Raw genomic sequence first — 23,725 nt, 5'->3', positions numbered from 1 at the left:
ACGGATATACATCCTACACGAATTGCCGCCTTAGCGAACAATATTAACGCTGCAGTGACGGCCGAGTGACGCCGGCGACGACGACAGTGGGTTCAGATCGCATCGCGACGAGATGCCGGTTGGTTGATCGACGCGGAGCAATTTCATCCGGAAGTCAGCGTGCGCGCGCATCACCTCATCATGATCGTCGTTGGCTTGTTCGTGGTTCTCGCCGGATTCGACGCAGCGTTGACGACCTTTGCACACCCGACACTCAGGGCCGCTTCGCAGTCGGCGCCGCCCGTCGCACCGCTCCTTTTCGGAGGCGACTGATCGCACGCCGGCATCACAACAGCCATCAAACAGGAGGTCGCATTGACCGACATCGCACAGCAGGGAAGACAATCGCAGAGGTTTCTCGCGTCCGACCAAGAACAGCGATTGGTTGCGATGTGGAGACTTGGAGTGGTCGCCTTCTATGGCTCGCTCCTGGCGCTGGTGATTGCCTTCGCGGCAATGAGCAAGGCGCCCCGAGAGCGCCAAGCCAACCTCGCCTCCGACGATTTCGTTACCCACTACATTTCGAACCCGCCGGCGCCGTAGGCGATCGGGACGAGCGACAGCAAAGCATATGAGGACAATCGTGAACAATCACAACCGTGCTGCGTCTCCAATTCGGGCCAGATCTCCGGCATCGCACGACAGAAAGCGAACAGGCGGCGAGACGCGCCTGATGATCCTCGTTCTGCTGGGATTCGGCCTCGTTCACGTGATCGGCGCGATCCTGATTCAGCGCGCGTCGACCGAGCCAGGTGATCCGCCCCTGATCCTCGCTTCGCACACCGACTGACGGCCGCCACATGCAGCCGGTTCATGGGATTTGAAAAACCAGGAGGCAACATGCCAGCAATCATACGCACGATTTCCCGCACGGTCCTCTCGGTCATCGGTGCCGAATTGGCGAAGCACGCCCTCCTGTTGTGCGCAGCGTGCGCCTTTGTGTTCGTGCTCTCACGAACCTACGGCCTGGATTTGAGCGCCGGATTCTTCTGACGTTCGCAATGGCGGCCGACATGACTGAAATCTGAAGACGCATCGTCGTTGATGCGTAAGTCCAGAGGAGCTGATATGTACGTTGGCCGGATATTGTCCACGCTTGGCGGACAAGGACCCATGCTCCTGGTGATCTCGCTTTGCGCAGGGCTGGTGATCACTCCCTTCGCTCATCTCGGCTACGATCTTTTGCCTTTTTCGGCATTTCTTCTGACGCTGGGCTCGTTTCTTACGGCGGGTCTTGCCCCCTCTGAAGCCAGCATTCGTCCGCTCCTGATGGGCGTGGTGCTTGCCTGGGTTGGCCTGGTGCTGCCATTCGCTGCTGCGATTCTGCTGTCCTTTGCTCCGCTTGATCCTGCGCTGCGGGCCGGCGTTCTGCTTTCATTGCTGGCGCCGCCGGTCGGAAGCGCCGCTGCGATCGCCGGAATGCTCGGTTTGCGACCACGTCTCGCACTGCTCGTTTCCATCGCACTGACCTTGCTCACGCCGATCTCGATTCCGAGTTTTGCCACGGTGCTCGGACTTGGAATTGCATTCGACATGGGCAGGCTGGCGATCCGGCTCTTCAGCATTATCGGCGCTGCAGGCCTGGTGGCCTTCTTAGCCATGAGGTTTCGTCGTCATGTGATTCCTGTTCTGCCCGATCAAAGCGCCGCCACCGGGATCGCCGTTGTCGGGCTCATGATCGTGGGGCTTGCCACCTCGCAAGGCATACGGGCGCAATGGACCAGCAACGCCCTGCGTTTCGACGTGATGCTCGCCGCGGCGATCGTGTTCAATTTCGGTCTGTGCGTCCTCGCTGCCATGACGTTCGCGAGACTGGGGTGGCAAACCGCCGGTACCATCGGTCTCGTGAGCGGAAACCGCAACGTCACGCTCGTGTGGGCAGCGGCGAGCTTCGGTCTGCCGTCGCTGGCGGAAGGTTATGTCGCTGCGTGCGTCATCCCGGTCCTCGCGCTTCCCCTCATCATCAAGCTTTGTCTTAGACTACCATCCTTCAGCCGCTTCATCCCACAAAACCGATGACCCAAAGAGTACACGCCTGACCTGGTGCTCAAACAACAAGGCACGGCGCTTGCGACGCCGTGCCTTCCGCATTCATGAGGCTCGATCTCAGCTGTAGATTTCGAACAGTCCCGCGCCGCCCTGGCCGCCGCCGATGCACATCGTCACGACGCCCCACTTCGCCTTGCGGCGCTTGCCCTCCTGGAGGATGTGGCCGGTGAGCCGCGCGCCGGTCATGCCGAACGGATGGCCGATCGCGATCGATCCGCCGTTGACATTGTACTTGGCGGGATCGATGCCGAGCTTGTCGCGCGAATAGAGACACTGGCTGGCGAAGGCTTCATTGAGCTCCCAGAGATCGATGTCGTCGATCTTCAGGCCATGACGCTTCAACAGCTTCGGCACGGCAAAGATCGGGCCGATGCCCATCTCGTCCGGCTCGCAACCCGCGGCCGCCCAGGCGACGAAGCGGCCCATGGGATTGAGGCCGCGCTTCTCCGCGTCCTTGGCTTCCATCAGCACCACGGCCGCGGCGCCGTCCGACAGCTGGCTGGCGTTGCCGGCCGTGACGAACTTGCCGGGGCCCCTGACGGGCTCGAGCTTGGCGAGACCTTCCAGCGTGGTCTCGGGCCGGTTGCACTCGTCGCGGTCGACGACGTAATCGACGATCGACTCGGCCTTGGTCGCCTTGTCGACCACCTTCATCTTAGTCTTCATCGGGACGATCTCGTCCTTGAACTTGCCGGCCTGCTGCGCGGCGGCCATGCGGCGCTGCGACTCCAGCGAATACTCGTCCTGATATTCACGGCTGAGATTGTAGCGCTCGGCGACGATATCGGCGGTGTCAATCATCGCCATGAAGATCGCCGGTGCCGTCTTGAGCAGTTCGGGATCGATCGATTCCTTCGGCGTGCCGCCGCCCGGCATCGAGATGCTCTCGACGCCGCCTGCGACGATGCAGTCGGAACCGTCCGAGCGGATCGAGTTGGCGGCCATCGCGATGGTCTGGAGACCGGACGAGCAGAACCGGTTCACCGAGACGCCCCCGGTCGATTTCGGCATTCCCGCCAGCAGCGCGGCCTGGCGGCCGATGTTCGGCGCGCCATGAGCGCAATTGCCGAGATAGCAATCCTCGACATAGTCCTTCTCGACGCCGGCGCGGTCGACTGCGTGGTGAATGGCGTGGGCCGCGAGCGACATCGGCGGGGTGATGTTGAACCCGCCGCGGCCGGATTTCGCGAGGCCCGTGCGTGCATAGGAAACGATGACGGCTTCACGCATTGTTTTCTCCCTTTCGAACGATTTTGACCGGAGCATCGGTCGAGGTTTCTCGGCGCCATTGGTACACAATGTCCGGCGGTCGCGGGAGAAATAAAAACGCCGCCCTCGCGAGAGGGCGGCGTTGTTCCGCGGGTCGGAATATGTCGGCGGATCAGAACGTCAGCGCCTTGACCTGCTTGACCTGCGGCAGAGCCTGCACCTTGGCAAGCAGATCGGCCGGCACCGCGCCGTCGACCTCGATCAGCGCGATGGCATCGGAGCCCGGCGCAACGCGGCCAAGATGGAAGGTCGCGATGTTGATCTTGGCATCGCCGAGCAGGCTCGCGAACTTGCCTATGAAACCCGGCTTGTCCTCGTTGGTCACGTAGATCATCGACTTGCCAAATTCAGCGTCGACGCGGATGCCCTTGATGTCGACCAGGCGCGGCTTGCCGTCGGCATAGACCGTGCCCGAGACCGACCGCTCCTGCCGCTCGGTGGTGACGGTGACGGTGATCAGGCTTTCATAGTCACTCTGGGCGGCGCGGACGATCTCGTCCACCACCATGCCGCGCTCCTTGGCGACGACGGGCGCGGAGACGACGTTGACCTCACCCAGCATCGGCCGCAGCAGGCCCGACAGCACGGCGGAGGTGATCGCCTTGATCTTCATCTCGGCCACGTGGCCCTCATAGGTGATCTCGACCTTGAGGATGCCGCTCTCGGTGAGCTGTCCCGCGAACGAACCGAGCTTTTCAGCGAGCGCGATGAACGGCTTCAGCTTCGGCGCCTCTTCCGCCGTGATCGAGGGGAAGTTGACGGCATTCGAGATCGCGCCGGTGAGCAGGTAATCCGACATCTGCTCGGCAACCTGGAGCGCGACGTTCTCCTGCGCCTCGGTGGTGGACGCGCCGAGATGCGGCGTGCAGATCACGTTGGGATGACCGAACAGCACATTCGCGGTGGCGGGCTCCTCGACAAAGACGTCGAAAGCGGCGCCGGCGATGTGCTTGGAATTCAAAGCGTTGACCACGGCCTGCTCGTCGACGAGACCGCCGCGGGCGCAGTTGATCAGGCGCACGCCCTTCTTCATCTTGGCGATCGCGGCTGCGTCGATGATGTTCCTGGTCTTCTCGGTGAGCGGGGTGTGCAGGGTGATGAAGTCGGCGCGCTTGAAGAGGTCGTCGAGCTCGACCTTCTCGACGCCGATGTCCCTGGCGCGCTCCGGCGACAGGAACGGATCGAACGCGATCACCTTCATGCGCAGGCCGAGCGCGCGGTCGGCGACGATCGAGCCGATGTTGCCGCAGCCGACGACTCCGAGCACCTTGCCGGTGATCTCGACGCCCATGAAGCGGTTCTTCTCCCACTTGCCGGCCTGGGTCGAAGCGTCCGCCTGCGGAATCTCGCGCGCCAGCGCCAGCATCAGGGTGATGGCGTGCTCGGCGGTCGTGATCGAATTGCCGAACGGCGTGTTCATCACGATGATACCCTTGGCCGTGGCGGCAGGAATCTCGACGTTGTCGACGCCGATGCCGGCGCGGCCGATCACCTTGAGGTTGGTCGCCTTCTCGAGGATCTTCGCGGTCGCCTTGGTCGCGGAGCGGATCGCGAGGCCGTCGTAATTGCCGATGATCTCGGCGAGCTTGTCCTTGTCCTTGCCGAGATTGGGCTGGAAGTCGACCTCGACGCCGCGGTCTTTGAAGATCTGCACGGCAGCGGGAGAGAGCGCGTCGGAAATGAGAACTTTGGGTTTGGTCATGGAGATGTGTCCTTCGCCGTCCCTAGAGGGAGATCGGCCTGAGGGCCGGAATGGGGAATTGCTCGGAAGCTCTTTGCTCTCCCTCTCCCCGTTCTTACGGGGAGAGGGTCGGGGTGAGGGGCAGCCACAGGCGAGGTGCTCGCGGAGAGAGCCCCTCACCCGGATCGCTGCGCGACCCGACCTCTCCCCGTAAGAACGGGGAGAGGTAAAAACTACGCCGCCTTGGCGAGCGCGGCCTTGGTCTCGGCGAAGGCCCAGTCGATCCACTGGGTCAGCAGCGCGACATCACTGGCCTCGACGGTGGCGCCGCACCAGATACGCAGGCCGGCGGGCGCATCGCGATAGTAGGCGAAGTCGTAGCCCGCGCCCTCTTTCTCGACCAGCGCCACCAGCTTCTTGCTGAACTCGGCCTGCGCGTCCTCGGAGAGTGAGGTGATCGCGGGATCGGTGAACTTCAGGCACACCGAAGTGTTGGAGCGGATTGCGGCGTCCTTGGCGAGGAAGTCGATCCAGGGCGTCTTAGCCTTCCAGTCGGCGAGCACCTTGGTGTTGGCGTCGGCGCGCGCGATCAACGCCTTCAGGCCGCCGATCGACTTGGCCCAGTTCAGTGCGTCGAGATAATCCTCGACGCAGAGCATCGACGGCGTGTTGATGGTCTCGCCGACGAAAATGCCTTCGTTGATCTTGCCGCCCTTGGTCATGCGGAAAATCTTCGGCAGCGGCCAGGCCGGCTTGTAGGTTTCGAGCCGCTCCACCGCGCGGGGCGACAGGATCAGCATGCCATGCGCGGCTTCGCCGCCGAGCGCCTTCTGCCAGGAGAAGGTGACGACGTCGAGCTTGGCCCAGTCGAGGGGTTGCGCGAACGCGGCCGAGGTGGCGTCGCAGATGGTCAGGCCTTCGCGGGTCGCGCTGATCCAGTCGGCGTTCGGCACGCGCACGCCCGAGGTGGTGCCGTTCCAGGTGAAGACGACGTCGGACTTCGGATCGACCTTGGAGAGGTCGGGGATCTCACCGTAAGCCGCGTTGAGCTTGGTGACGTCCTTGAGCTTCAATTCCTTGACGATGTCGCTGACCCAGCCCTCGCCAAAGGATTCCCAGGCGAGCGTGGTGACGGGCCGCGCACCCAGCATCGACCACAGCGCCATCTCGACCGCGCCGGTATCGGAGGCCGGCACGATGCCGATGCGATAATCAGCGGGCACTTCGAGCACTTCGCGAGTCAAATCGATCGCTAGCTTGAGCTTGGTCTTGCCGACCTTCGCGCGATGCGAACGGCCGAGCGCTGCGTCCTTGAGATTTTGGGCATTCCATCCGGGGCGCTTGGCGCAGGGGCCGGAGGAAAAATGCGGCATGTTCGGCCGCGAAGCGGGCTTCGCTACAGTCATCGTCTACCCTTCCAGATAGTAAGCCTCCCGTTGGGGGGAGGTGTCCCGCCGCGGCTGATACGGGAATCGGGAAGACCAGTCAAGGAAGTTCCGGCGCCTCACGCGCGGGTGATGGCGCCTCCGGTGCGATCTTGGGGGAATCGACCACCGCCAGCGCGTTCAGCAAGCCCGTGGCATCGCTGATCAATTGCGCGGCGCGGCGGCGGCTGCCGACTTTCAAAATGCATTTGTCATTGGCCTGCACGACGTAGTCGTTGCCGACCTTGATCATCGAATAGCTTGTCATCGAAATCCCCGAACCGATCGAGCCCGGTTTCGACGTCCCGTAGCACCGTTCGTTCCTTCACCAACGTGAACGCCGTGACGGTGGTTTATCAGCTCTTAATATGAACGTACGCGCGATCCGATTTCGCTGATCGCGCAAGGCTCATAGCGTGCTGCGTCAAAAGCGGACAGTCATGCCGACGTGACTCGCCGTGAACCCAAGCCGCTTGTAGAAGCGCTGCGCATCTGTTCGCGTCTGATGCGTCAGCAGTTCGACGAGATTGCAACCGCGCGCTTTCGCTTCCGTCACCGCCCATTGCACCAATTGCTCGCCGATGCCGCGGCTGCGGCAATCGGAAGCGACGCGGACGTCTTCGAGCAGACCGCGCAAGCCGCCTTGCGAGCTGAGACCCGGCAGGATCGCGAGCTGCAGGCAGCCGACCACCCTGCCCTCACTCTCGACAACCACAAGCTGGATATTTTGATCGCGCTCGACCCGCGCGAATGCCTCGTAATAGGACGCATGCAACGGGTCTTCCACGCGCTCGCGTGCGCTCCCGAGATGATCGTCGGCGAGCATCGTCACGATCGCAGCAACATCTTCGCGGCGCGCGGGACGAATGGAGACAGATTCGGCGTTCATAAAGTTACTCCTGCCTCAAGCGCGCCTAACGCACCTTGGGTAGCCCGAGAAAGGTCTCGGCTTCGCCGATCCAGCGGCGGATGGCGGCATAGCGACCGAGATCGAAGCCGCCTTCATGCGCGACGCGCGTATAGGCAAGCAGCGAGACGTCGGCAAGCGAAACGTCATCACCGGCGAAGAAGCGGTTTGCCGCCAGATGCTGCTCCATGCGATCGAGCGCCGCGTAGCCGCGCTTGACCTTTTCAGGATCGAGCTCGGAGGCGTCCTTGCCGAGATAGACGAGCTGGAAGCGGCACACCGCGATATAGGGCTCGTGGCTGTATTGTTCCCAGAACAGCCATTCGTCCATCTTGGCGGCAGTGAAGGCGTCGCCCGGAATGAGCGCACTGTCGCGCGCGAGATAGCGGATGATGGCATTGGACTGCGCCAGCGTGCGACCGTCGTCGAAAGCGACGGTGGGCACCTGGCCGGCACCGTTCATCTGGAGGAATTGCGGCGTACGGGTCTCGCCCTTGCGGGTGTCGATCTCGATCCACTCGTAGAGCACCGCGAGCTTGTCGCAGACCCACTTCACCTTCAGACAATTGCCGGAATTGCTATCGCCGTAGATCCGCATCGGTGCCCCCGCGCATTCGGCGACAGAGCATCAGGACGGAAGGAATCTGTCAACAGGAAGCGGGCGACTCAGAACTGGTAGCCAATGCCGACGCGGAAGTTATTCAGGCCGACAGTGATGTCCTTCACGTCCGAGAAGCCGACATGCTCCCATTCGCCGCGAACCAGGATGTTGTTGCAGATCGCGTACTCGACACCGATACCGGCCGTCCATCCGTACATGAAGCTGTTGGTGCGCAGCTCAGTCTTGTTAAACGTACCCGTGTCAATCGTGTCCTGTCGATGGATCGTCGCCGTAACACCGCCCAGGACAATCGACTCGTCATAGTCGTCATGCTTGATGTAGGACACCGTCGCGAATCGCGAAACTTCAGCGCGCCCAATCGCCAGACCGGCGAAGGCATAGGGCATGAAGTCGCCGCCGTCCCAACCGACCCGACCGCGGAAGGTGGCGTAATCCTTCAGCTTTAGCGCAGCACCACCACCGAGTGAAGTGACGTAGGTATAGGTATGGCCCGTTGGCGCCGTCTCACCGTCGAGAATGCGTGTCATGGAATCACTTGCCGAGCTCGATATATTCTTCATGTAGCTGTAATTGGCCTCGACGCCGAACACTGCATCGTAGAGCTGCCAATTGCGGCCGACATAGGCGCCAAACCCGGTCGACTGCACGTGGTTACTCGGCAGCAGCGACCAGCCGCCGACTGGCGCCTCAAGGATGCTGTTGCGAAGCATGAAGTCGGTCATCGTCTTCGGAGCATGACTGAAATCAACATCGGTCGTGGCAAACCCGAACTGGCCGCCAACATAAAAACCGTCCCAGTTGTGGGACGTCTTTGACAGCCCGTCGGTGAAGCTGCCTCGGAGGATGGGAAGATCGGAGAGATCGGCCGCGTGCGCCGCAGAGACCGTCCCCAACATCGCCACCGCCAACAAAAGCCTACGCATCGAACGCTCCATCGAACTCGAACTTTCGCTCGTGATCATGGCCCGTTAACCTTAACCAATGGTTGCGCCGGAGGCTTTCGTCGCCGCCCGCCATGAAAAATACGCAAAGCAAAACGGCGCGGGATGATCCCGCGCCGTTAAGAGAGATTAAGCGATGAGGCTGACGATCAGCCCTTGGTGACGAGCGGCGGCATGTAGGCCGGCGGGCTGTCGAGATTCCAGCGCACGCCGAGCTTCAGGTCGTGCGAGGTAATGTCCTTGAACTTGAAAACGTTGCCGGTGGTTGCCCCGGTGTAGGTCGACAAGACACCGGTTTGCCCCTCACCCATATCGACATAGCTGTAGGCCAGTTCGAGAACGAGGTTGGGATTGACCTTGTACGCGAGACCCGCATGGGCAGCCCACGCCAGGTTCCACTTCGAACCGGCTGGTGCGCTCGAGAAGCTCGCCGTCGAGAACGCAAGATCGTTGATGCCGGTATCGGTAAAGTTCGAGATGGAGACGCGTGCGCCGCCAACGCCGGCACCGATGAACGGCGTGATGCACCACCAGGTGCCCAGGTCGACATACGCGTTCGCCAAGACCAGCCATTCGGACTTGGATGCGCTGTAATTATCGATCCCGCTGTAGGGCACGCCGCCCGCGGTTCCGGTGAAACGATCCGTTCCCTTGAAATTCGAATTGCCGCGATACTGCCCGGTCACGTCCGCGCGGAACCAATTGTTGAACCGGTAACCCGCGCCGAGGCCAAAGATGCCGGCGGTGTCGAACGACGACTGCTGATTGAACGAGGTGAGCTGCGAATAGGCGGACTCGCGACCGTAGTGGAGATCGCTCGTCTTCTGATTGCTGAAGCCGACGTCGCCGCGCAGGTACCAGCCACCGAAGTCGGCGGGCGGAGCCGGGGGCGCGTACATCGGAGGGGGCGCCGCGATCGGCATGTCGGCGGCGAACGCCATCGAGGAGATCAGGGTTGCCGCACCCGCGGCAAGGAGAGACTTAACGCTACGCATTGGCTTCGTCCTTTTGGCCGGTGAGGCAATACGGCGCCTCACGTTCTGGAAACTCACGGCCCGGACGATGCCAGCAAATGCTTAAGCGCCACTTAACCCTAATTTTTAAGGTTGATTTTTTCTCAACTCGCACGCGCGGGCGTCGCGAGCGTTGCAAAAATGCAGCGCCAAATGCGACGCCGTCGCCGCATTTCCTAACGATGTATGAAGCCGCGTTGCAGCAAGTCAGGATATGTTAACGCGCGTGCCGCGGCAGCTTGGGCAGGAATACCGCAAGCAGGCCGATCGCCGGCAGATAGGCGCAAACCTGGTAGACGAACGCGATCGAGGTGTGGTCGGCGAGCTTGCCGAGCACGGCGGCGCCCAGGCCGCCGATGCCGAAGGCGACACCGAAGAATACGCCGGAGATCATGCCGAAGCGGTGCGGTACCAGCTCCTGCGCGAACACGATGATCGACGACGTCGTCGAGGAGATGATCAGGCCGATGAGCACGGACAGCACCGCGCTCGCATAGAGCCCGGCATAGGGCAGCGCCAGCGTGAACGGCAGCGCCCCCAGGATCGAGATCCAGATCACGATCTTGCGGCCGAAGCGATCGCCCAGGGGACCACCGAGAAAAGCGCCGACCGCGTTCGCTGCGAGGAAAATGAAGAGATACATCTGCGCGGCTTGCGTCGATACGCCGAAGCGGTCGATCAGATAGAAGATGTAGTAGCTCGACAGGCTCGAGACGTAGAGCTGCTTCGAGAACAGCAGCGCGACCAGCACGAGGAGCGCAACGACGACGCGACGCGAATTCGGCGCGTCGGGATGGGCTTGATCCACCACCGCCTTCTTCGCCTTGATCTGCGGTTCGTACCAGCGGCCGATGCGCCAGAGGATGAGGATCGCGAGGAAGGCGATCGAGGAGAACCAGGCGATGCTGCCCTGCCCGAACGGCACGACGATGAGCGCGGCGAGCACCGGTCCCATCGAGGTGCCAAAACTGCCGCCGAGCTGGAACACCGATTGCGCAAAACCGTAACGGCCGCCGGAGGCGAGCCGCGCGATGCGCGCCGACTCCGGGTGAAACACCGCCGAGCCGAGGCCGACCAGAGCGGCGGCGACGAGGATGACCAGATATTGGTGGGCGGCACTGAGCAGCAACAGACCGAAGAAGGTCGAGGCCATGCCGATCGACAGCGAATAGGGCTGCGCCTTCTTGTCGGTGTAGTGGCCGACCACCGGCTGGAGCAGCGAGGCCGTGAACTGGAAGGCCAGCGTGATCATGCCGATCTGCGCGAAGTCGAGCGCGTAGGTGTCCTTCAGGATCGGATACACCGAAGCGATCAGCGACTGCATGGTGTCGTTGAGGAAGTGCGAGAAGCTGATGCCGGCCAGCACGACATAGGCCGGCCCCGCGGCACTTTTGGCGCCGGGTGCGACGTCGCTGACGAGGACGGGCTCCGTCAGTGTTTCCTCTGAGACGACGACAGGCTTGTTCACTGGAGCATCCCGGCGGGCGCGGCAGATTGCCGCGACAAGCTAGTTACGATGCGCGCGGCGACCGATCCACCGCCAAACGCCCATGGCTGGAATGCGCTTCGCCAGATTTCGCGGCCAAACTGCGGCCTGCATGGTTCGAGACGCCCGCCTGTGGCGGGCTCCTCACCATGAGGGTCTACGTCTTCGCCTGGAAACAAAACCTCATCCTGAGGAGCCCGCGAAAGCGGGCATCTCGAAGGATGGCTGCGAGTTCAGGCCGCGGCGTTCCCGAGCGCCGAGACGATGGTATCGACGACGTCCTCGACCAGGATGCGATCCTCGCCCTCGCCCATGACGCGGATCACCGGCTCGGTGCCGGAGGAGCGGATCAGCAGGCGGCCGTGGCCGTTGAGCCGCTGCTCGCCGTCGGAGATCGCCGATTTGACGTCGGAATTGTCGAGCGGCTTGCCGCCCTTGTGACGGACGTTCTTCAGGATCTGCGGCAGCGGATCGAAACGGTGGCAGACTTCCGACACCGGCCGGCGCAGCTTCTGCACCACGGCAAGCACCTGCAATGCGGCCACGAAGCCGTCCCCGGTGGTGGCGTAGTCGGACAGGATGATGTGGCCGGACTGCTCGCCACCGAGATTGTAGCCGCCGTTCAGCATCTGCTCGAGCACGTAGCGATCGCCGACCGGCGTGCGCACGAGATCGAGCCCCTGCGCATTAAGGAAGCGCTCGAGCCCGAGGTTCGACATCACGGTGGCGACGATGCCCGATCGCGACAGCCGACCGTCTTCCTTCCAGCTCTGCGCGATAACCGCGAGCAGCTGGTCGCCGTCGACGATGTGGCCGCGCTCGTCGACCAGGATGACGCGATCGGCGTCACCGTCGAGCGCGATACCGATGTCGGCGCGCATCTCGCGCACCTTCTTCGACAGCGCTTCCGGCGAGGTGGAGCCGCATTCCTTGTTGATGTTGAAACCGTCGGGCTCGACCCCGATCGGGATCACGTCGGCGCCCAGCTCCCACAGCGCTTCCGGCACCACCTTGTAGGCGGCGCCATTGGCGCAATCGACCACGACGCGCAGGCCGTCGAGTGACAGATCGCGCGGCAGCGTGCGCTTGGCGAATTCGATGTAGCGGTCATGCACGCCGTCGATGCGGCGGGCGCGGCCGAGACTGGCGCTCTGGGCGAGACGCTTGTCGATGGGCTCATCGAGCAGCTGCTCGATCTGCTTCTCGACGTCGTCGGAGAGCTTGAAGCCCTGCGGCCCGAACAGCTTGATGCCGTTGTCCTCGAACAGATTATGCGAGGCGGAGATCATCACGCCGAGATCGGCGCGCATCGACTTGGTCAGCATCGCGACCGCGGGCGTCGGCATCGGGCCGACCAGCAGCACGTCCATGCCGACCGAAGTGAAGCCCGCGACCATCGCGTATTCGATCATGTAGCCGGACAGGCGGGTGTCCTTGCCGATCACGACCCTGTGGCGGTGGTCACCGCGCTGAAACGCCAGGCCTGCGGCCTGGCCGACCTTGAGCGCGAGCTCCGGCGTGATCAGTCCGTTGGCGCGGCCCCGGATCCCGTCCGTCCCGAAATATTTGCGGCTCATATCGTCCCCCACGCAACAACCAGGGATCCCCAGCGCAACCTCCGGGTGCCCAAGCGGGACCCGCATCCCTGATTTGCTGAGGTCTTATAGAGCCATCACGGCTAACTTGGCTTCAAAAAATATGATGAATCATTACGGAACCGGGCGGCTCCCGGCCCCGATAACGTCTTGTTAACATTATATTCCGTTGAAGATACTGGAACAGGGCGGAACCGGCACCTAGTCCGAGCGCTTCACATGGCCGTCGGCGCGGCTCGGCGCCGGCTGGGTGACACTGACGGGATCGGAGCCCGGAAAGGTCTGTTCCAGACCCTCCTCCAGCGCTTCCTCGAGATCATGCTTCTCCTTGATCTCCTCCGGCGTCGGTCCGGTGTGCGGCCTGGTCATGGCGCCCTCCTCTCCACAAAGGATTTGCAAACGATTTGGCTGTGCATCCAACCATGCTAGATGACCCCTCGATCTTCCGATGCAAGAGTCTTCCCATACAAGACTCTTCCGACAAGACGGGCCGGGAAACGTTCATGAAGCACATCACCTGTATCGACGATCTTCGCACACTGCATCAGCGCCGCGTGCCGAAGGCGTTCTTCGATTATTGCGACCGCGGCTCCTACGCCGAGGAAACGCTGCGCGCCAACCGCGAAGACATGCAGGCGATCAAGTTCCGCCAGCGCATTCTGGTCGACGTCTCCAAACGCGACACCGCGACCACGATCCTCGGCGAGCCCTCGACCATGCCGCTAATCCTCGCGCCGGTGGGCCTGCTCGGCATGCAGCATGGCGATGGCGAGATCCATGCCTGCCGTGCCGCGCAAGCGGCCGGTATCCCGTTCACGCAGTCGACGATGTCGATCTGCTCGATCGAGGACATCGCGGCCAATGTCGAGAAGCCGTTCTGGTTCCAGCTCTACGTGATGAAGGACCGCGGCTTCATCAAGGAGTTGATCCAGCGCGCGATCGCGGCGAAATGCTCCGCGCTGGTGCTGACCGTCGATCTCCAGGTCATCGGCCAGCGCCACCAGGACATCAAGAACGGCATGACGATCCCCCCCGAGTGGACGATGTCTAAATTTCTGGATTTCGCCACAAAGCCCGCGTGGGTCTCCGGCGTGCTGCGGGGCAAGCGCCGTACCTTCGGCAACATCGCCGGCCACGTGAAGAACACCGAGGACCTCAATCGCCTCGCCGAATGGACCGCCTCGCAGTTCGACACGTCGTTGAACTGGAAGGACGTCGAGTGGGTCCGCAGCATCTGGCCGGGCAAGCTGATCATCAAGGGCATTCTGGACGTCGAGGACGCCGAGGAAGCCGCCAAGACCGGCGCGCAGGCTCTCGTCGTCTCGAACCATGGCGGCCGTCAGCTCGACGGCGCGCCGTCATCGATCGAGGTGCTGCCCGAGATCGCCGAGGCGGTCGGTGACAGGATGGAGATCATGTTCGACGGCGGCATCCGCTCGGGCCAGGACGTGATGCGCGCGCTCGCGCTCGGCGCGAAGTCCTGCATGATCGGCCGCGCCTACGCCTATGGCCTTGGCGCCGGCGGCCAGGCCGGCGTCGCCAAGGCGATCGACATCATCCAGAAGGAGCTGCTCACCACCATGGGCCTGTGCGGCGTCAACCGGATTGACGAAATCGACGAACATATCATCGCGATGTGAACCGCAGCGGCAGTGCCGTAGGGCGGGCAAAGCGAAGCGTGCCCACCAATTCGCAAATCGTAGGGTGGGCACGGCGCTTCGCGCCTTTGCCCACCCTAAGATTTCAGCGTTCGCCCTCACATCGGCGGCGTCACCCCGTCGCGGCCGACATTCACCCGGTTGGCCTCAAGCGAACCATCGTCCTTCTTCACCGCGCCGAAAATGATCAGCTTGGCGCCGGGCTTGAGCTCGGATTTGTCGCTGGCGACGAAGGTGACGATCGGCGTGTCCGGCGGCACCACGACTTTCTTCTCGCCGTCCTTGTACTTGACCGTGATGTTCTGGCCGTCGGTGCCCTTCACCGTCTGCGCCACGGTGGCGTTGGTCATGGTCGAGTTGGCGCGCGCGTCCCAGGGACGAAAACCTTCGGCCGCGCCGCGCTGGTTTTCGGGGAAGATGTGCACCGCGATCGCCTTCTGGGTGCCGTCGGGCTCGGGCAGGCCGGTGACGCCGATATAGGAGCCGTCCTTGATCTCCGACAACGACGTCTTCACCACCGCGAAGACGGCGACGTTGTCGGTCATGCGCACCTTCACGTCGGTTCCTTCGCGGGTCTTGATGCCGAGCGTGTTGCCGTCGACGCTCTCGATGGTGCCGCGGATGCGGACCGTCGGCGTCTGCTGCGCCAGGGCGGATGACGTGACGATGCAGGCGGCGAACGCGGCCACGCCGAGGCGTGATATCCAGGTTCTCTTCGACATGTTGTTATTCTCCATTTACATCGGCGGCGTCAGGCCGTCGCGGCCGACGCTGACGCGGTTGGTTTCGAATGAGCCGTCCGGCAGCTGCTTCATGAAGGCGATCACCTTGGCGCCGGCCTTCAGATCGGATCTGTCGCCGGGGACAAAGGTCACCACCGGCGTATTGTCGGCGACGAACACCTTCTTCTCGCCGTCCTTGTACTTGACCAGCAGCGTATGGCCGTCATTGCCGACCACGCTCTCCGACACGGTCGCATTGGTCATGCTGGAATTGGGCTTGAGGTCATAGGGTCGCGAGCCCTCGCCGGTGCCGCGCATGCTCTCCGGAAACACGTGCACCTCGACCGCGTTCGCGCCTCCGTCCGGTCCCGGCACGGTGGTGGCGCCGACGAAGGAGCCGGGCTTGATGTCGGCAAGTGAAATCCTGGTAATGCCCGACACGTTCACGTCGGAGGCGATGTGCAGCTTGACATCCTCGCCGCTGCGCGCCTTGACCTGCATCGTGTCGCCATTGACGCTTTCGATCGTGCCTCGCACGCGCGTCGGCACCGGCGCCCTTTGCGCAAGGGCCGAGAGGGTCGAGACGGCCACCATCGCGACGGCGATGAGCGGACGTGTGAAAGTTGCACGTTGAACAGACATGATGGTCTCCGATTGCGCCCTATTGTCCCTACGGACATAGAACTCCGGAGATTACGCGCTATTCTCTCAAGTCTTTGTGAGATCGGCCTCGACCAGCGCACGCAGCTCGGCCGTGACCTGCGGCCGCTGGCCGAACCACAGCTCGAAGCCGCGGACCGCCTGATGCAGCAGCATGCCGAGCCCGTCGGCGGTCTTCAACCCGCGCGCCTGTGCGGCCGCCAGCAGCGGCGTCACCAGCGGGACATAGACGAGATCGGCGATCACGGCGCCATCCGGCAGGCGCGCCACTTCAAGGTCGAGTGAAGGCTGACCGTGCATGCCGAGCGAGGTCGTGTTCACGAGAAGTTTTGCACGCGGCAGAATGTGGTCGATGCCATCCCACGCAACAGGATGCACCTTCGGCCCGAACTGCCTTGCAAGCATCTCGGCCCGGCCGACGGTGCGATTGGCGAGATGGACGCGCTTGATGCCGCGTTCAAGCAACCCGAACACGATGGCGCGCGAGGAGCCGCCGGCGCCGAGCACCAGCGCCTCTTCGGCTGCGTCCCAGCCGGGCGCGCTGGCATCGAGATTGCCGATAAAGCCCTCGACGTCGGTGTTGGTCGAGCGCAGCTCGCCGTCTGCAAACCAAAGCGTGTTGGCCGCACCGACCGCTCGCGCGCGGGCATCGGGCGTCGACAGCTCGAGCACGCCTTCCTTGTGCGGGATGGTGACGTTGGCGCCGACGAAGCCGCGCAGCGACAGCCGCAGGACGAAGTCACGCAAATTATCGGGTGGAACCGCCTCGATGACATAGCCGCCCTCGATCCCGAGCGTGCGCAGCCAATAACGATGGATCAGCGGCGAGCGCGAATGCGCGGCCGGCCATCCGATCAGGCAGGCTGCGGGAGCCTTGGTCACGGTCGTCCTCCCCTGGGGTGGTTTCGGAGGCGATCCATTTCGCGTCCCGCAGGCGCTGTCAAGCGCGCGGGGCCGTCTCGGGAGAGGCTCGACGTCAGGTCGTGCCCGCCTCACCACCCGCGGGCAGCGCCGCGCCGCCCTTGATGTCGGCGACCGCACGCGCGATGGTCTCGCGATAGCGCGCGCGTGGCGGCGTGACGCCATGGGTGAGCAGCGCACGGCGGACCGCAGGCGACGCCCCTGTGATGAACAGCCGGATGCCCTGGCGGTGGGCCTTGGCGGCGACGCGGCCGAGCACGTTGGCCGCGGTCGAATCCAGGAACGGCACGTCGGCGAAATCGACCATAAAACCCTTGCGCTTGTCGGCGATGCCGTCGAGCACGCTGCCGATCGCCGAGGCCGCGCCGAAGAAGAACGCGCCGGTGATGCGATAGACCAGCACGTCGCGATCGACCGCGAGTGCGGGGTCGTAAGGCACGCGCCCGCCATTATCGTCATCGGGACGATCGGCGGCCACCAGTGGCGATCGTTCCTCGATGCCCGTCATTTCCGCCATGCGATGGATGAACAGGACCGCGCCAAGCGCGAAGCCAACCAGAATGCCCTCGGTCAGATCGCGGAAGATGGTGAGCAGGAAGGTTGCGAGCAGCACGACGGCATCGCCCCATGACGAGCGCAGGAGCGTCGCGAATTCGTGCTTCTCCGCCATGGTCCAGGCCACCACGACGAGCACGGCGGCGAGCGCGGCCAGCGGGATGTAGCTCGCGAGCGGCGCTGCGATCAGCATGAACAGCAGCAGGAAAACCGAATGCAGCATGCCCGCGAGCGGCCCCCGCGCGCCGGCGCGGATGTTGGTCGCCGTGCGCGCGATCAGCCCCGTGACACAGATGCCGCCGAACACCGCCGCGCCGACATTGGCGGCACCTTGCGCCACCAGCTCGCAATTGGAGCGGTGACGGCGTCCGGTCATGCCGTCGGCCACCACCGCCGACAGCAGCGATTCGATGGCGGCGAGCAGTGCGAAGGAGATCGCATCGGGCAGCACGGCGGTCGCCTTCGCGAGCGAGAATGCAGGCAAGGCTGGCGAGGGCAGTTCCCGCGGAATGCCGCCGAAGCGCGATCCGACGGTCTCGACCGGCAGCGACAGCACGGCACATGCGACCGCCGCGAGCACGACCGCGATCAGGATACCGGGCCAGGACGGCAGCCAGCGTCGCAGGCCGGCGATGATGGCAATGCTGACGATCGCAACCGCGACGGCCGACGGATTGACGGTGTGCAGGCCCCCGGCAAGCGCGACGAGTTTCGGGACGAATTCGCTGGGCTCCTTCGCGAGGAGCGTGATCCCGCCGAGATCGCGCAGCTGGCTGGCGAAGATGATGACGGCGATGCCGGCCGTGAAGCCAACCGTCACAGGATATGGAATGAACTTGATATAGGTGCCGATCCGCAGGAAGCCCGCAGCGATCAGGAACAGGCCCGCCATCAGCGTGGCCAGGACCACGCCGTCAACCCCGTGACGGTCGGCGGTCGCCGCAACCAGCACAATGAAGGCGCCGGCCGGACCGCCGATCTGGAATCGGCTGCCGCCGAGCAGTGACGCAATGAAGCCGCCGACAACAGCGGTGTAGAGTCCGCGGTCCGGCGTCACGCCCGAAGCGATCGCGATCGCCATCGACAACGGCAACGCGACGATCGCGACCGTGAGGCCCGCGAACACATCGGCACGGAAATCCGATAAGCCATAGCCCTCGCGCCATACGGTGACGAGCTTTGGCAGATAGAGTTCGGTAAAGGTCGGCCGACGAGGCTGGTGCAGCTTGCCTGCGTGTTCGCCTGTGATGCTCATTTCAGCAAAATGCTCCGCTGCCCACAACGCTCCGATGCATCGTGCGGCCGCGTATCGGGGCGCGACGGTGCGTTAGTTAAGACTGCTCCCGAGCATGATCATTGCGGGATCATGCTCCCACCCGACGCGGCGGCCCCGGCTCCTTGAGCCGAACGCCGCGTCCGCCGCCTTCGCTGCGCGCCTGTTCGCCGATCAGCTCGACGCCGGCGCGATCAAAGGCTTCGACCACTTTCATCAAGGTCTCGACCACGCCGCGGACATTGCCGGTGCTCGCCTCCATCCGCTGAATGGTCGGCAGCGAAACGCCTGCGAGCTCCGCCAAGGCCCTCTGGTCAATGCCGAGCAGCGCACGCGCTGCCCGCATCTGGAACGACGTGATCACCTTGGCCTCACGTATGAAAGATTATAAATGATGTCTGGAGCATGCACAATGATGTAAAATACATCATAAACGACCGAACGCAAGGGGAAGCTCGCCATGCGAGCCATCCGTCTCCACCGTCATTGCGAGGAGCGAAGCGACGAAGCAATCCAGAATTCCTCCGCGGAAAGACTGGATTGCTTCCGCCTTCGCTAAAGCTTCGGCGGACAAGTCGCTGCGCTCACACTGACGGTTGGGAGGAGCAGCGTGAGTCCAACCTTCGCCACGCCCATTGTGAAGCCCGTCACCCCACCCCTCTCCCCGTAAGAACGGCGAGAGGGAGTGAGACAGTGATGCGTCCCTTACTTCGGCAGACCGATCACGCCGCGTGCTGATGCGCTGCGATGATCTGGTCGGCGGCGCGCCCCGTGACTTCGGCCATGTGGTCGAACTGGCGGGTGAAGCTGCCGGCGCCTGCCGTGGCCGAGCGCAACTCAACGATCAATTCGCCGATCTCGGCTTCCGGCATCATGGCGCGGACGCAGTCCCATCCGCTCCAGCCGTCGCGGGTGTCAAAGCCGAGGATCTGGCCGCGCCGTGCCGACAGAATCGCATTGATCTTGGCGGTGGCGTCGGTCGGGCAGACGATCTCGACCACATGGATCGGCTCCAGCAGCACCGACTGGCATTGCGGCAGGCCCTCGGTGAGCCCGACCCGCGCCGCCGTGCGGAAGGCGAGGTCGGAGGAATCGACGCTATGATAGGAGCCGTCGGTCAGCGTCACCTGCAAATCGGTGACCGGGAAACCGAGCGGGCCGTGGGCGAGCCCGTCGATGACCCCCTCTTCCACCGCGCCGATGTAGTTGCGCGGGACCGCGCCGCCGACCACCTTCTCGGCGAACTTGAAGCCCTCGCCGCGCGGCAGCGGCCTGATGTCGAGCACGACATCGCCGAACTGGCCATGCCCGCCAGACTGTTTCTTGTGGCGGCCGCGCTGGACGATCGGCTTGCGGATGGTTTCCTGATAGCCGATCGCGGGGGGATGCGAAGCGACCTTGACGCCGAAACGATCGCGCAGCCGCTCGCTCGCGACGCGCAAGTGCATCTCGCCCTGACCCCACAGCACGGTGTCGTGGGTCTGCGCGTTCATCACGAAGACGAGCGAGGGGTCCTCCTCGTGCAGCCGCATCAGCGCCTGGCCGAGCTTGACGTCGTCCTTGCGGTCGGTGGCCGCAACCGAGATCGCGAGCACCGGCGGAGTGGGTTCTACGGCGGTTAGCGCTGCCGGCTGGATCTTGCCGCTCGAGACCGTGTCGCCGGTCTTGATCGGGTCGAGCTTGGCGAGCGCCACCGTATCGCCGGCTTCCGCCGCGGTACGCTTGGTGTCGTAGGCCCCGGTGACGGCGAGGATGCCGGAGATGCGGCTGGCCCCTCCGGAGGAGGCTTGCAGCGTGGCACCGTCGTCGAGATGGCCAGCGAGCATGCGCGTCAGCGACAGCTTGCCGCCGTGCTGCGAATGCAACGTCTTGAAGACGAAGCCGAGGGCGTCCCTCGTTTCGGGAACGCCGAGACGTTTTGCCGTTTCCGCGATACCGGGCGCCTCGTGGCGCAACGCTTTCATCAAACGCAGCACGCCGTTTTCGCGTGCGGCGGCGCCCAGCAGCACGGGGCAGATCAGCCCGTCGCGCAATTCGCGGGCGAGATCGTCGAACACGGCATCGCGCGGCGGCTGGATGTCCTCGAGCAGCTGCTCCATCAGCGCATCGTCGTGATCGGCGAGCTTCTCCAGCATCGAAAAGCGGGCCTCCTTCTCGCGATCGAGATCGCCGCCTTGGAGCGCGACCACTTCGGAGGCCTTGTGCTCGCGGTAAATGAACGCACGCTCCAGCGCGAGATCGACGAAGCCCTCGATCAGTTCGTCCTTCCAGATCGGGATCTGGCGCAGCACCAGCGGTACGCGCGAGGCGGGCTGGAGCATCTCGAGCGTCTCGCGGATGCGCTTGTTGGCGCGGTCGATCTTGTTGAGGAACAGGAAACGCGGGATCTCCAGCTCCTCCAGCTCGCGCAGGATGATCTGAAGCTGCGGCAGCTTCTTCTCGTCGGCTTCGCAGACCACGATTGCGGCATCGACCGCAGGCAGCGCGGCGCGCATGTCGTGGGCAAATTCGACGGAACCGGGACAATCGAGGAAGGTGTAGCTGTCGCCCATGAAACTCGTGGTGACGGCAGTCAGCCCGACGGTCATCTTGTGATGACGGGCCTCTGGCGTGGCGTCGCCGACGGAGGTTCCGGCATCGACGCTGCCGGCGCGCGGGATTGCGCCCGTTCGCGCCAGGATGGCTTCGAGAAGTGTGGTTTTACCGCTTTGGAAAGGGCCCACCAGCGCGATGCACCGTGGACCTCGGGGACTTCTGACGTCTTGTCCCATTCGCCGCCTCCTTGGTGTGGAGCTCGGCCCATGATTGGGTCGGCAAACGCTGATGCTCTGCCCGTCCCCGAGATTTGGCAAGCATCAAAAATCGCTGCGGTGCGTCGTCGGTATTTCCTCCTCTCCCGGAGAGAGGTTGAGGAGGAGCGCTTCGGCTGGCGCCGAGTCTCAACGTCCCGGGCGGAGTTCCAGGCTCTCGAGGCCGGCGGCGACGTTGAGGCCGACCTGGCCCTGCACGCTGAGCGGCTGGAGCGCGATCGAATTGTTGGAGCCGCCGACCAGCACGTTGCCGCCGAGACCGACACCGACCGAGGCGCTGCCCTGCGCACCGGCGTAGTTGCCGGCGAGGTCGCCCGGGCCGAGCCGGTTCACCGGCGCGAACACGCCCCACGCCAAAGCCGTCTCCTGTGTGATGCCGATATCCAGACCGACCTTGCGGATCGTCGCAACGTAACGGTCGTCCGGCAAACCATCGACGCGCAGCACGCAACCGAGATGGGTCACCGATCCCACGATGAAGCCCACGCTGGCGCCGCCGCGGCATTCGAGCACGCCCACCTGCACCATCCGCGATTGCGCGCTGGCGCCCGTAACGGAGGCGACGAGGCTCGCAACGGCAAGCCCGGCGAGGAGGAGTGAACGGCGCATGAATATCTCCGGCGATGAATGTGATGCGAGCATGGAGGCGCGGCACACGCCGCGCGATGGTCTATGCCACAACAGTTCCGGTGGCGCCAGATCGTGCAGACTTGAAAGAAAAAGGGCCCGCATTGCGCGGGCCCTTTGATGTCACTTCATGTCTGTGAGTTCAGCGCAGATTGCCGCAGAAGCGCTGGATGCGCTTGCAGGCGTCTTCGAGGTCCGAGGTCTTGGTCGCGTAGGAGATGCGGAACGCGGGGCCGAGGCCGAAGGCCGAACCCTGCACCACGGCGACGCCTTCGGTCTCCAGCAGTTCGGTGACGAACGTCTCGTCATTGTCGATCACCTTGCCCGACGGCGCGGTCTTGCCGATGGTGCCGGCGCAGGACGGATAGACGTAGAAGGCGCCCTCGGGCCGCGGGCACTCGATGCCCTTGGCCTGGTTCAGCATGGAGACGACGAGATCGCGGCGCTCCTTGAAGACCTTGTTGTTGGCGGGGATGAAGTCCTGCGGACCGTTCAGCGCCTCAACCGCGGCCCATTGCGCGATCGACGACGGGTTCGAGGTCGACTGCGACTGGATCGTCGACATCGCCTTGATGAGCTGCGCCGGACCGCCGGCATAGCCGATGCGCCAGCCGGTCATGCAATAGGCCTTCGACACGCCGTTCACGGTGAGCGTGCGGTCGTAGAGTTTCGGCTCGACCTGCGCGACCGTGGTGAACTGGAAGTCGTCATAGACGAGGTGCTCGTACATGTCGTCGGTCATCACCCACACATGCGGATGCTTGACCAGCACGTCGGTGAGCGCCTTCAGCTCGGTCCTGGTGTAGGCAGCTCCCGTCGGGTTCGACGGCGAGCACAGGATCACCCATTTGGTCTTCGGCGTGATCGCGCGCTCGAGTGCCTCGGCCTGGAGCTTGAAGCCGGTCGCGGCGGTGCAGACCACCGGCACCGGCTCGCCGCCGGCGAGCGCCACCATCTCGGGATAGCTGACCCAGTACGGCGCGGGGATGATCACCTCGTCGCCCGGATTGATGGTTGCCATCAGCGCGTTGTAGAGCACCTGCTTGCCGCCGGTGCCGACGATGATCTGGTTCGCCTTGTAGACGACGCCGTTCTCGCGCTGAAACTTGGCGATAATGGCTTCCTTCAACTCGGGAATGCCGTCGACCGCGGTGTACTTGGTCTTGCCGGCTTCGATGGCGTGGATCGCGGCCAGCTTGATGTTCGCGGGCGTGTCGAAGTCGGGCTCGCCGGCGCCGAGACCGATGACGTTGCGGCCCGCCGCTTTCAGCGCACGTGCTTTATCCGTGACCGCGATGGTCGCGGACGGCTTCACACGGTCGAGCGCAGCGGCAAGGAAGGACATCGTCATCTCCTGACAAGCGTCGTGAGCCCTTTGGCTTCACGACTCCGATTGTGGGAATGAACCACCCTAAAACGAGTGCCGTTGCACCGCAAGAAACTTCGGTCCGATCCCGCAAAAGTTTACGTGTC

General features: G+C 63.7%; 24 protein-coding genes. 5 read left to right on the top strand and 19 right to left on the bottom strand.

What is annotated here, in order from left to right; genetic code table 11:
* The first annotated feature begins 123 nt into the window (after nucleotides 1–123).
* The 4 genes from IVB19_RS05520 (at nucleotide 124) to IVB19_RS05505 (ending at nucleotide 2,058) form a co-directional block, all read left to right on the top strand.
* Complete coding sequence (locus IVB19_RS05520) at nucleotides 124–312, top strand: hypothetical protein (RefSeq protein WP_018453567.1); 189 nt, start codon at nucleotides 124–126, stop codon at nucleotides 310–312.
* A 42-nt stretch (nucleotides 313–354) separates the two neighbouring features.
* On the top strand, nucleotides 355–582 hold the full coding sequence (locus tag IVB19_RS05515; RefSeq protein ID WP_085348786.1) for a hypothetical protein: 228 nt from the start codon (nucleotides 355–357) through the stop codon (nucleotides 580–582).
* 297 nt (nucleotides 583–879) lie between these two features.
* On the top strand, nucleotides 880–1,032 hold the full coding sequence (locus IVB19_RS05510) for a hypothetical protein (RefSeq protein WP_018453564.1): 153 nt from the start codon (nucleotides 880–882) through the stop codon (nucleotides 1,030–1,032).
* A 120-nt stretch (nucleotides 1,033–1,152) separates the two neighbouring features.
* A complete protein-coding gene (locus IVB19_RS05505; protein WP_018453563.1) occupies nucleotides 1,153–2,058 on the top strand; it encodes a bile acid:sodium symporter family protein in 906 nt (301 codons plus the stop codon).
* An 87-nt stretch (nucleotides 2,059–2,145) separates the two neighbouring features.
* Here IVB19_RS05505 and IVB19_RS05500 read toward each other — a convergent pair whose 3' ends face one another.
* The 11 genes from IVB19_RS05500 to IVB19_RS05450 all read right to left on the bottom strand — a co-directional run bounded on the left by IVB19_RS05500 (nucleotide 2,146) and on the right by IVB19_RS05450 (nucleotide 13,395).
* Nucleotides 2,146–3,318: a thiolase family protein gene (locus tag IVB19_RS05500; RefSeq protein ID WP_007596708.1), complete on the bottom strand. Its 1,173-nt coding sequence runs from the start codon at nucleotides 3,316–3,318 to the stop codon at nucleotides 2,146–2,148.
* A 151-nt stretch (nucleotides 3,319–3,469) separates the two neighbouring features.
* On the bottom strand, nucleotides 3,470–5,059 hold the full coding sequence (gene serA / locus IVB19_RS05495; protein ID WP_247337608.1) for a phosphoglycerate dehydrogenase: 1,590 nt from the start codon (nucleotides 5,057–5,059) through the stop codon (nucleotides 3,470–3,472).
* Nucleotides 5,060–5,271: 212 nt separating this feature from the next.
* The gene (locus IVB19_RS05490; RefSeq protein ID WP_247296226.1) at nucleotides 5,272–6,444 is read right to left on the bottom strand and encodes a phosphoserine transaminase; all 1,173 of its coding nucleotides are present in this window, start codon (nucleotides 6,442–6,444) and stop codon (nucleotides 5,272–5,274) included.
* A gap of 79 nt (nucleotides 6,445–6,523) precedes the next feature.
* The gene (locus tag IVB19_RS05485; RefSeq protein ID WP_240543165.1) at nucleotides 6,524–6,715 is read right to left on the bottom strand and encodes a hypothetical protein; all 192 of its coding nucleotides are present in this window, start codon (nucleotides 6,713–6,715) and stop codon (nucleotides 6,524–6,526) included.
* Between the two features lie 171 nt (nucleotides 6,716–6,886).
* Nucleotides 6,887–7,351, bottom strand: a complete 465-nt coding sequence (locus tag IVB19_RS05480) for a GNAT family N-acetyltransferase (RefSeq protein ID WP_018453559.1) — start codon at nucleotides 7,349–7,351, stop codon at nucleotides 6,887–6,889.
* Nucleotides 7,352–7,376: 25 nt separating this feature from the next.
* Complete coding sequence (locus IVB19_RS05475) at nucleotides 7,377–7,967, bottom strand: glutathione S-transferase family protein (RefSeq protein ID WP_018453558.1); 591 nt, start codon at nucleotides 7,965–7,967, stop codon at nucleotides 7,377–7,379.
* A 68-nt stretch (nucleotides 7,968–8,035) separates the two neighbouring features.
* Entirely contained in the window at nucleotides 8,036–8,953 is a 918-nt protein-coding gene (locus IVB19_RS05470) for an outer membrane protein (RefSeq protein WP_085348794.1), read from the bottom strand.
* A 128-nt stretch (nucleotides 8,954–9,081) separates the two neighbouring features.
* Nucleotides 9,082–9,927, bottom strand: a complete 846-nt coding sequence (locus IVB19_RS05465) for an outer membrane protein (RefSeq protein WP_240543166.1) — start codon at nucleotides 9,925–9,927, stop codon at nucleotides 9,082–9,084.
* 235 nt (nucleotides 9,928–10,162) lie between these two features.
* Nucleotides 10,163–11,413: an MFS transporter gene (locus tag IVB19_RS05460; protein ID WP_247296232.1), complete on the bottom strand. Its 1,251-nt coding sequence runs from the start codon at nucleotides 11,411–11,413 to the stop codon at nucleotides 10,163–10,165.
* Between the two features lie 251 nt (nucleotides 11,414–11,664).
* The gene (gene glmM / locus IVB19_RS05455) at nucleotides 11,665–13,008 is read right to left on the bottom strand and encodes a phosphoglucosamine mutase (RefSeq protein WP_018453554.1); all 1,344 of its coding nucleotides are present in this window, start codon (nucleotides 13,006–13,008) and stop codon (nucleotides 11,665–11,667) included.
* 219 nt (nucleotides 13,009–13,227) lie between these two features.
* On the bottom strand, nucleotides 13,228–13,395 hold the full coding sequence (locus IVB19_RS05450; protein ID WP_247821060.1) for a hypothetical protein: 168 nt from the start codon (nucleotides 13,393–13,395) through the stop codon (nucleotides 13,228–13,230).
* Between the two features lie 134 nt (nucleotides 13,396–13,529).
* Here IVB19_RS05450 and IVB19_RS05445 point away from each other — a divergent pair, with 134 nt between their 5' ends.
* Complete coding sequence (locus IVB19_RS05445) at nucleotides 13,530–14,666, top strand: alpha-hydroxy acid oxidase (RefSeq protein WP_018453552.1); 1,137 nt, start codon at nucleotides 13,530–13,532, stop codon at nucleotides 14,664–14,666.
* A gap of 116 nt (nucleotides 14,667–14,782) precedes the next feature.
* On the opposite strand, the gene IVB19_RS05440 is transcribed toward IVB19_RS05445, so the two are convergent.
* The 8 genes from IVB19_RS05440 to IVB19_RS05405 form a co-directional block, all read right to left on the bottom strand.
* A complete protein-coding gene (locus tag IVB19_RS05440; protein WP_026232553.1) occupies nucleotides 14,783–15,406 on the bottom strand; it encodes a single stranded DNA-binding domain-containing protein in 624 nt (207 codons plus the stop codon).
* A 15-nt stretch (nucleotides 15,407–15,421) separates the two neighbouring features.
* A complete protein-coding gene (locus IVB19_RS05435) occupies nucleotides 15,422–16,048 on the bottom strand; it encodes a hypothetical protein (protein WP_085348798.1) in 627 nt (208 codons plus the stop codon).
* 66 nt (nucleotides 16,049–16,114) lie between these two features.
* On the bottom strand, nucleotides 16,115–16,948 hold the full coding sequence (locus tag IVB19_RS05430) for a shikimate dehydrogenase (protein WP_204512354.1): 834 nt from the start codon (nucleotides 16,946–16,948) through the stop codon (nucleotides 16,115–16,117).
* A gap of 94 nt (nucleotides 16,949–17,042) precedes the next feature.
* Complete coding sequence (locus tag IVB19_RS05425; protein WP_247296238.1) at nucleotides 17,043–18,797, bottom strand: SulP family inorganic anion transporter; 1,755 nt, start codon at nucleotides 18,795–18,797, stop codon at nucleotides 17,043–17,045.
* Nucleotides 18,798–18,906: 109 nt separating this feature from the next.
* Nucleotides 18,907–19,179, bottom strand: coding sequence for a helix-turn-helix domain-containing protein (locus IVB19_RS05420; RefSeq protein WP_007614761.1), 273 nt, complete (start codon nucleotides 19,177–19,179; stop codon nucleotides 18,907–18,909).
* A gap of 358 nt (nucleotides 19,180–19,537) precedes the next feature.
* The gene (locus tag IVB19_RS05415) at nucleotides 19,538–21,586 is read right to left on the bottom strand and encodes an elongation factor G (protein WP_247821059.1); all 2,049 of its coding nucleotides are present in this window, start codon (nucleotides 21,584–21,586) and stop codon (nucleotides 19,538–19,540) included.
* Between the two features lie 168 nt (nucleotides 21,587–21,754).
* The gene (locus IVB19_RS05410) at nucleotides 21,755–22,234 is read right to left on the bottom strand and encodes a DUF992 domain-containing protein (protein ID WP_026232551.1); all 480 of its coding nucleotides are present in this window, start codon (nucleotides 22,232–22,234) and stop codon (nucleotides 21,755–21,757) included.
* A 160-nt stretch (nucleotides 22,235–22,394) separates the two neighbouring features.
* Entirely contained in the window at nucleotides 22,395–23,597 is a 1,203-nt protein-coding gene (locus IVB19_RS05405; protein WP_007596745.1) for a pyridoxal phosphate-dependent aminotransferase, read from the bottom strand.
* Nucleotides 23,598–23,725: the final 128 nt, after the last annotated feature.

Source organism: Bradyrhizobium sp. 187, from assembly GCF_023101005.1.
Lineage (GTDB): Bacteria > Pseudomonadota > Alphaproteobacteria > Rhizobiales > Xanthobacteraceae > Bradyrhizobium > Bradyrhizobium canariense_D.
Note: the sequence above shows the minus strand (reverse complement) of the source record. Positions and strands in the feature narration are given on the sequence as shown.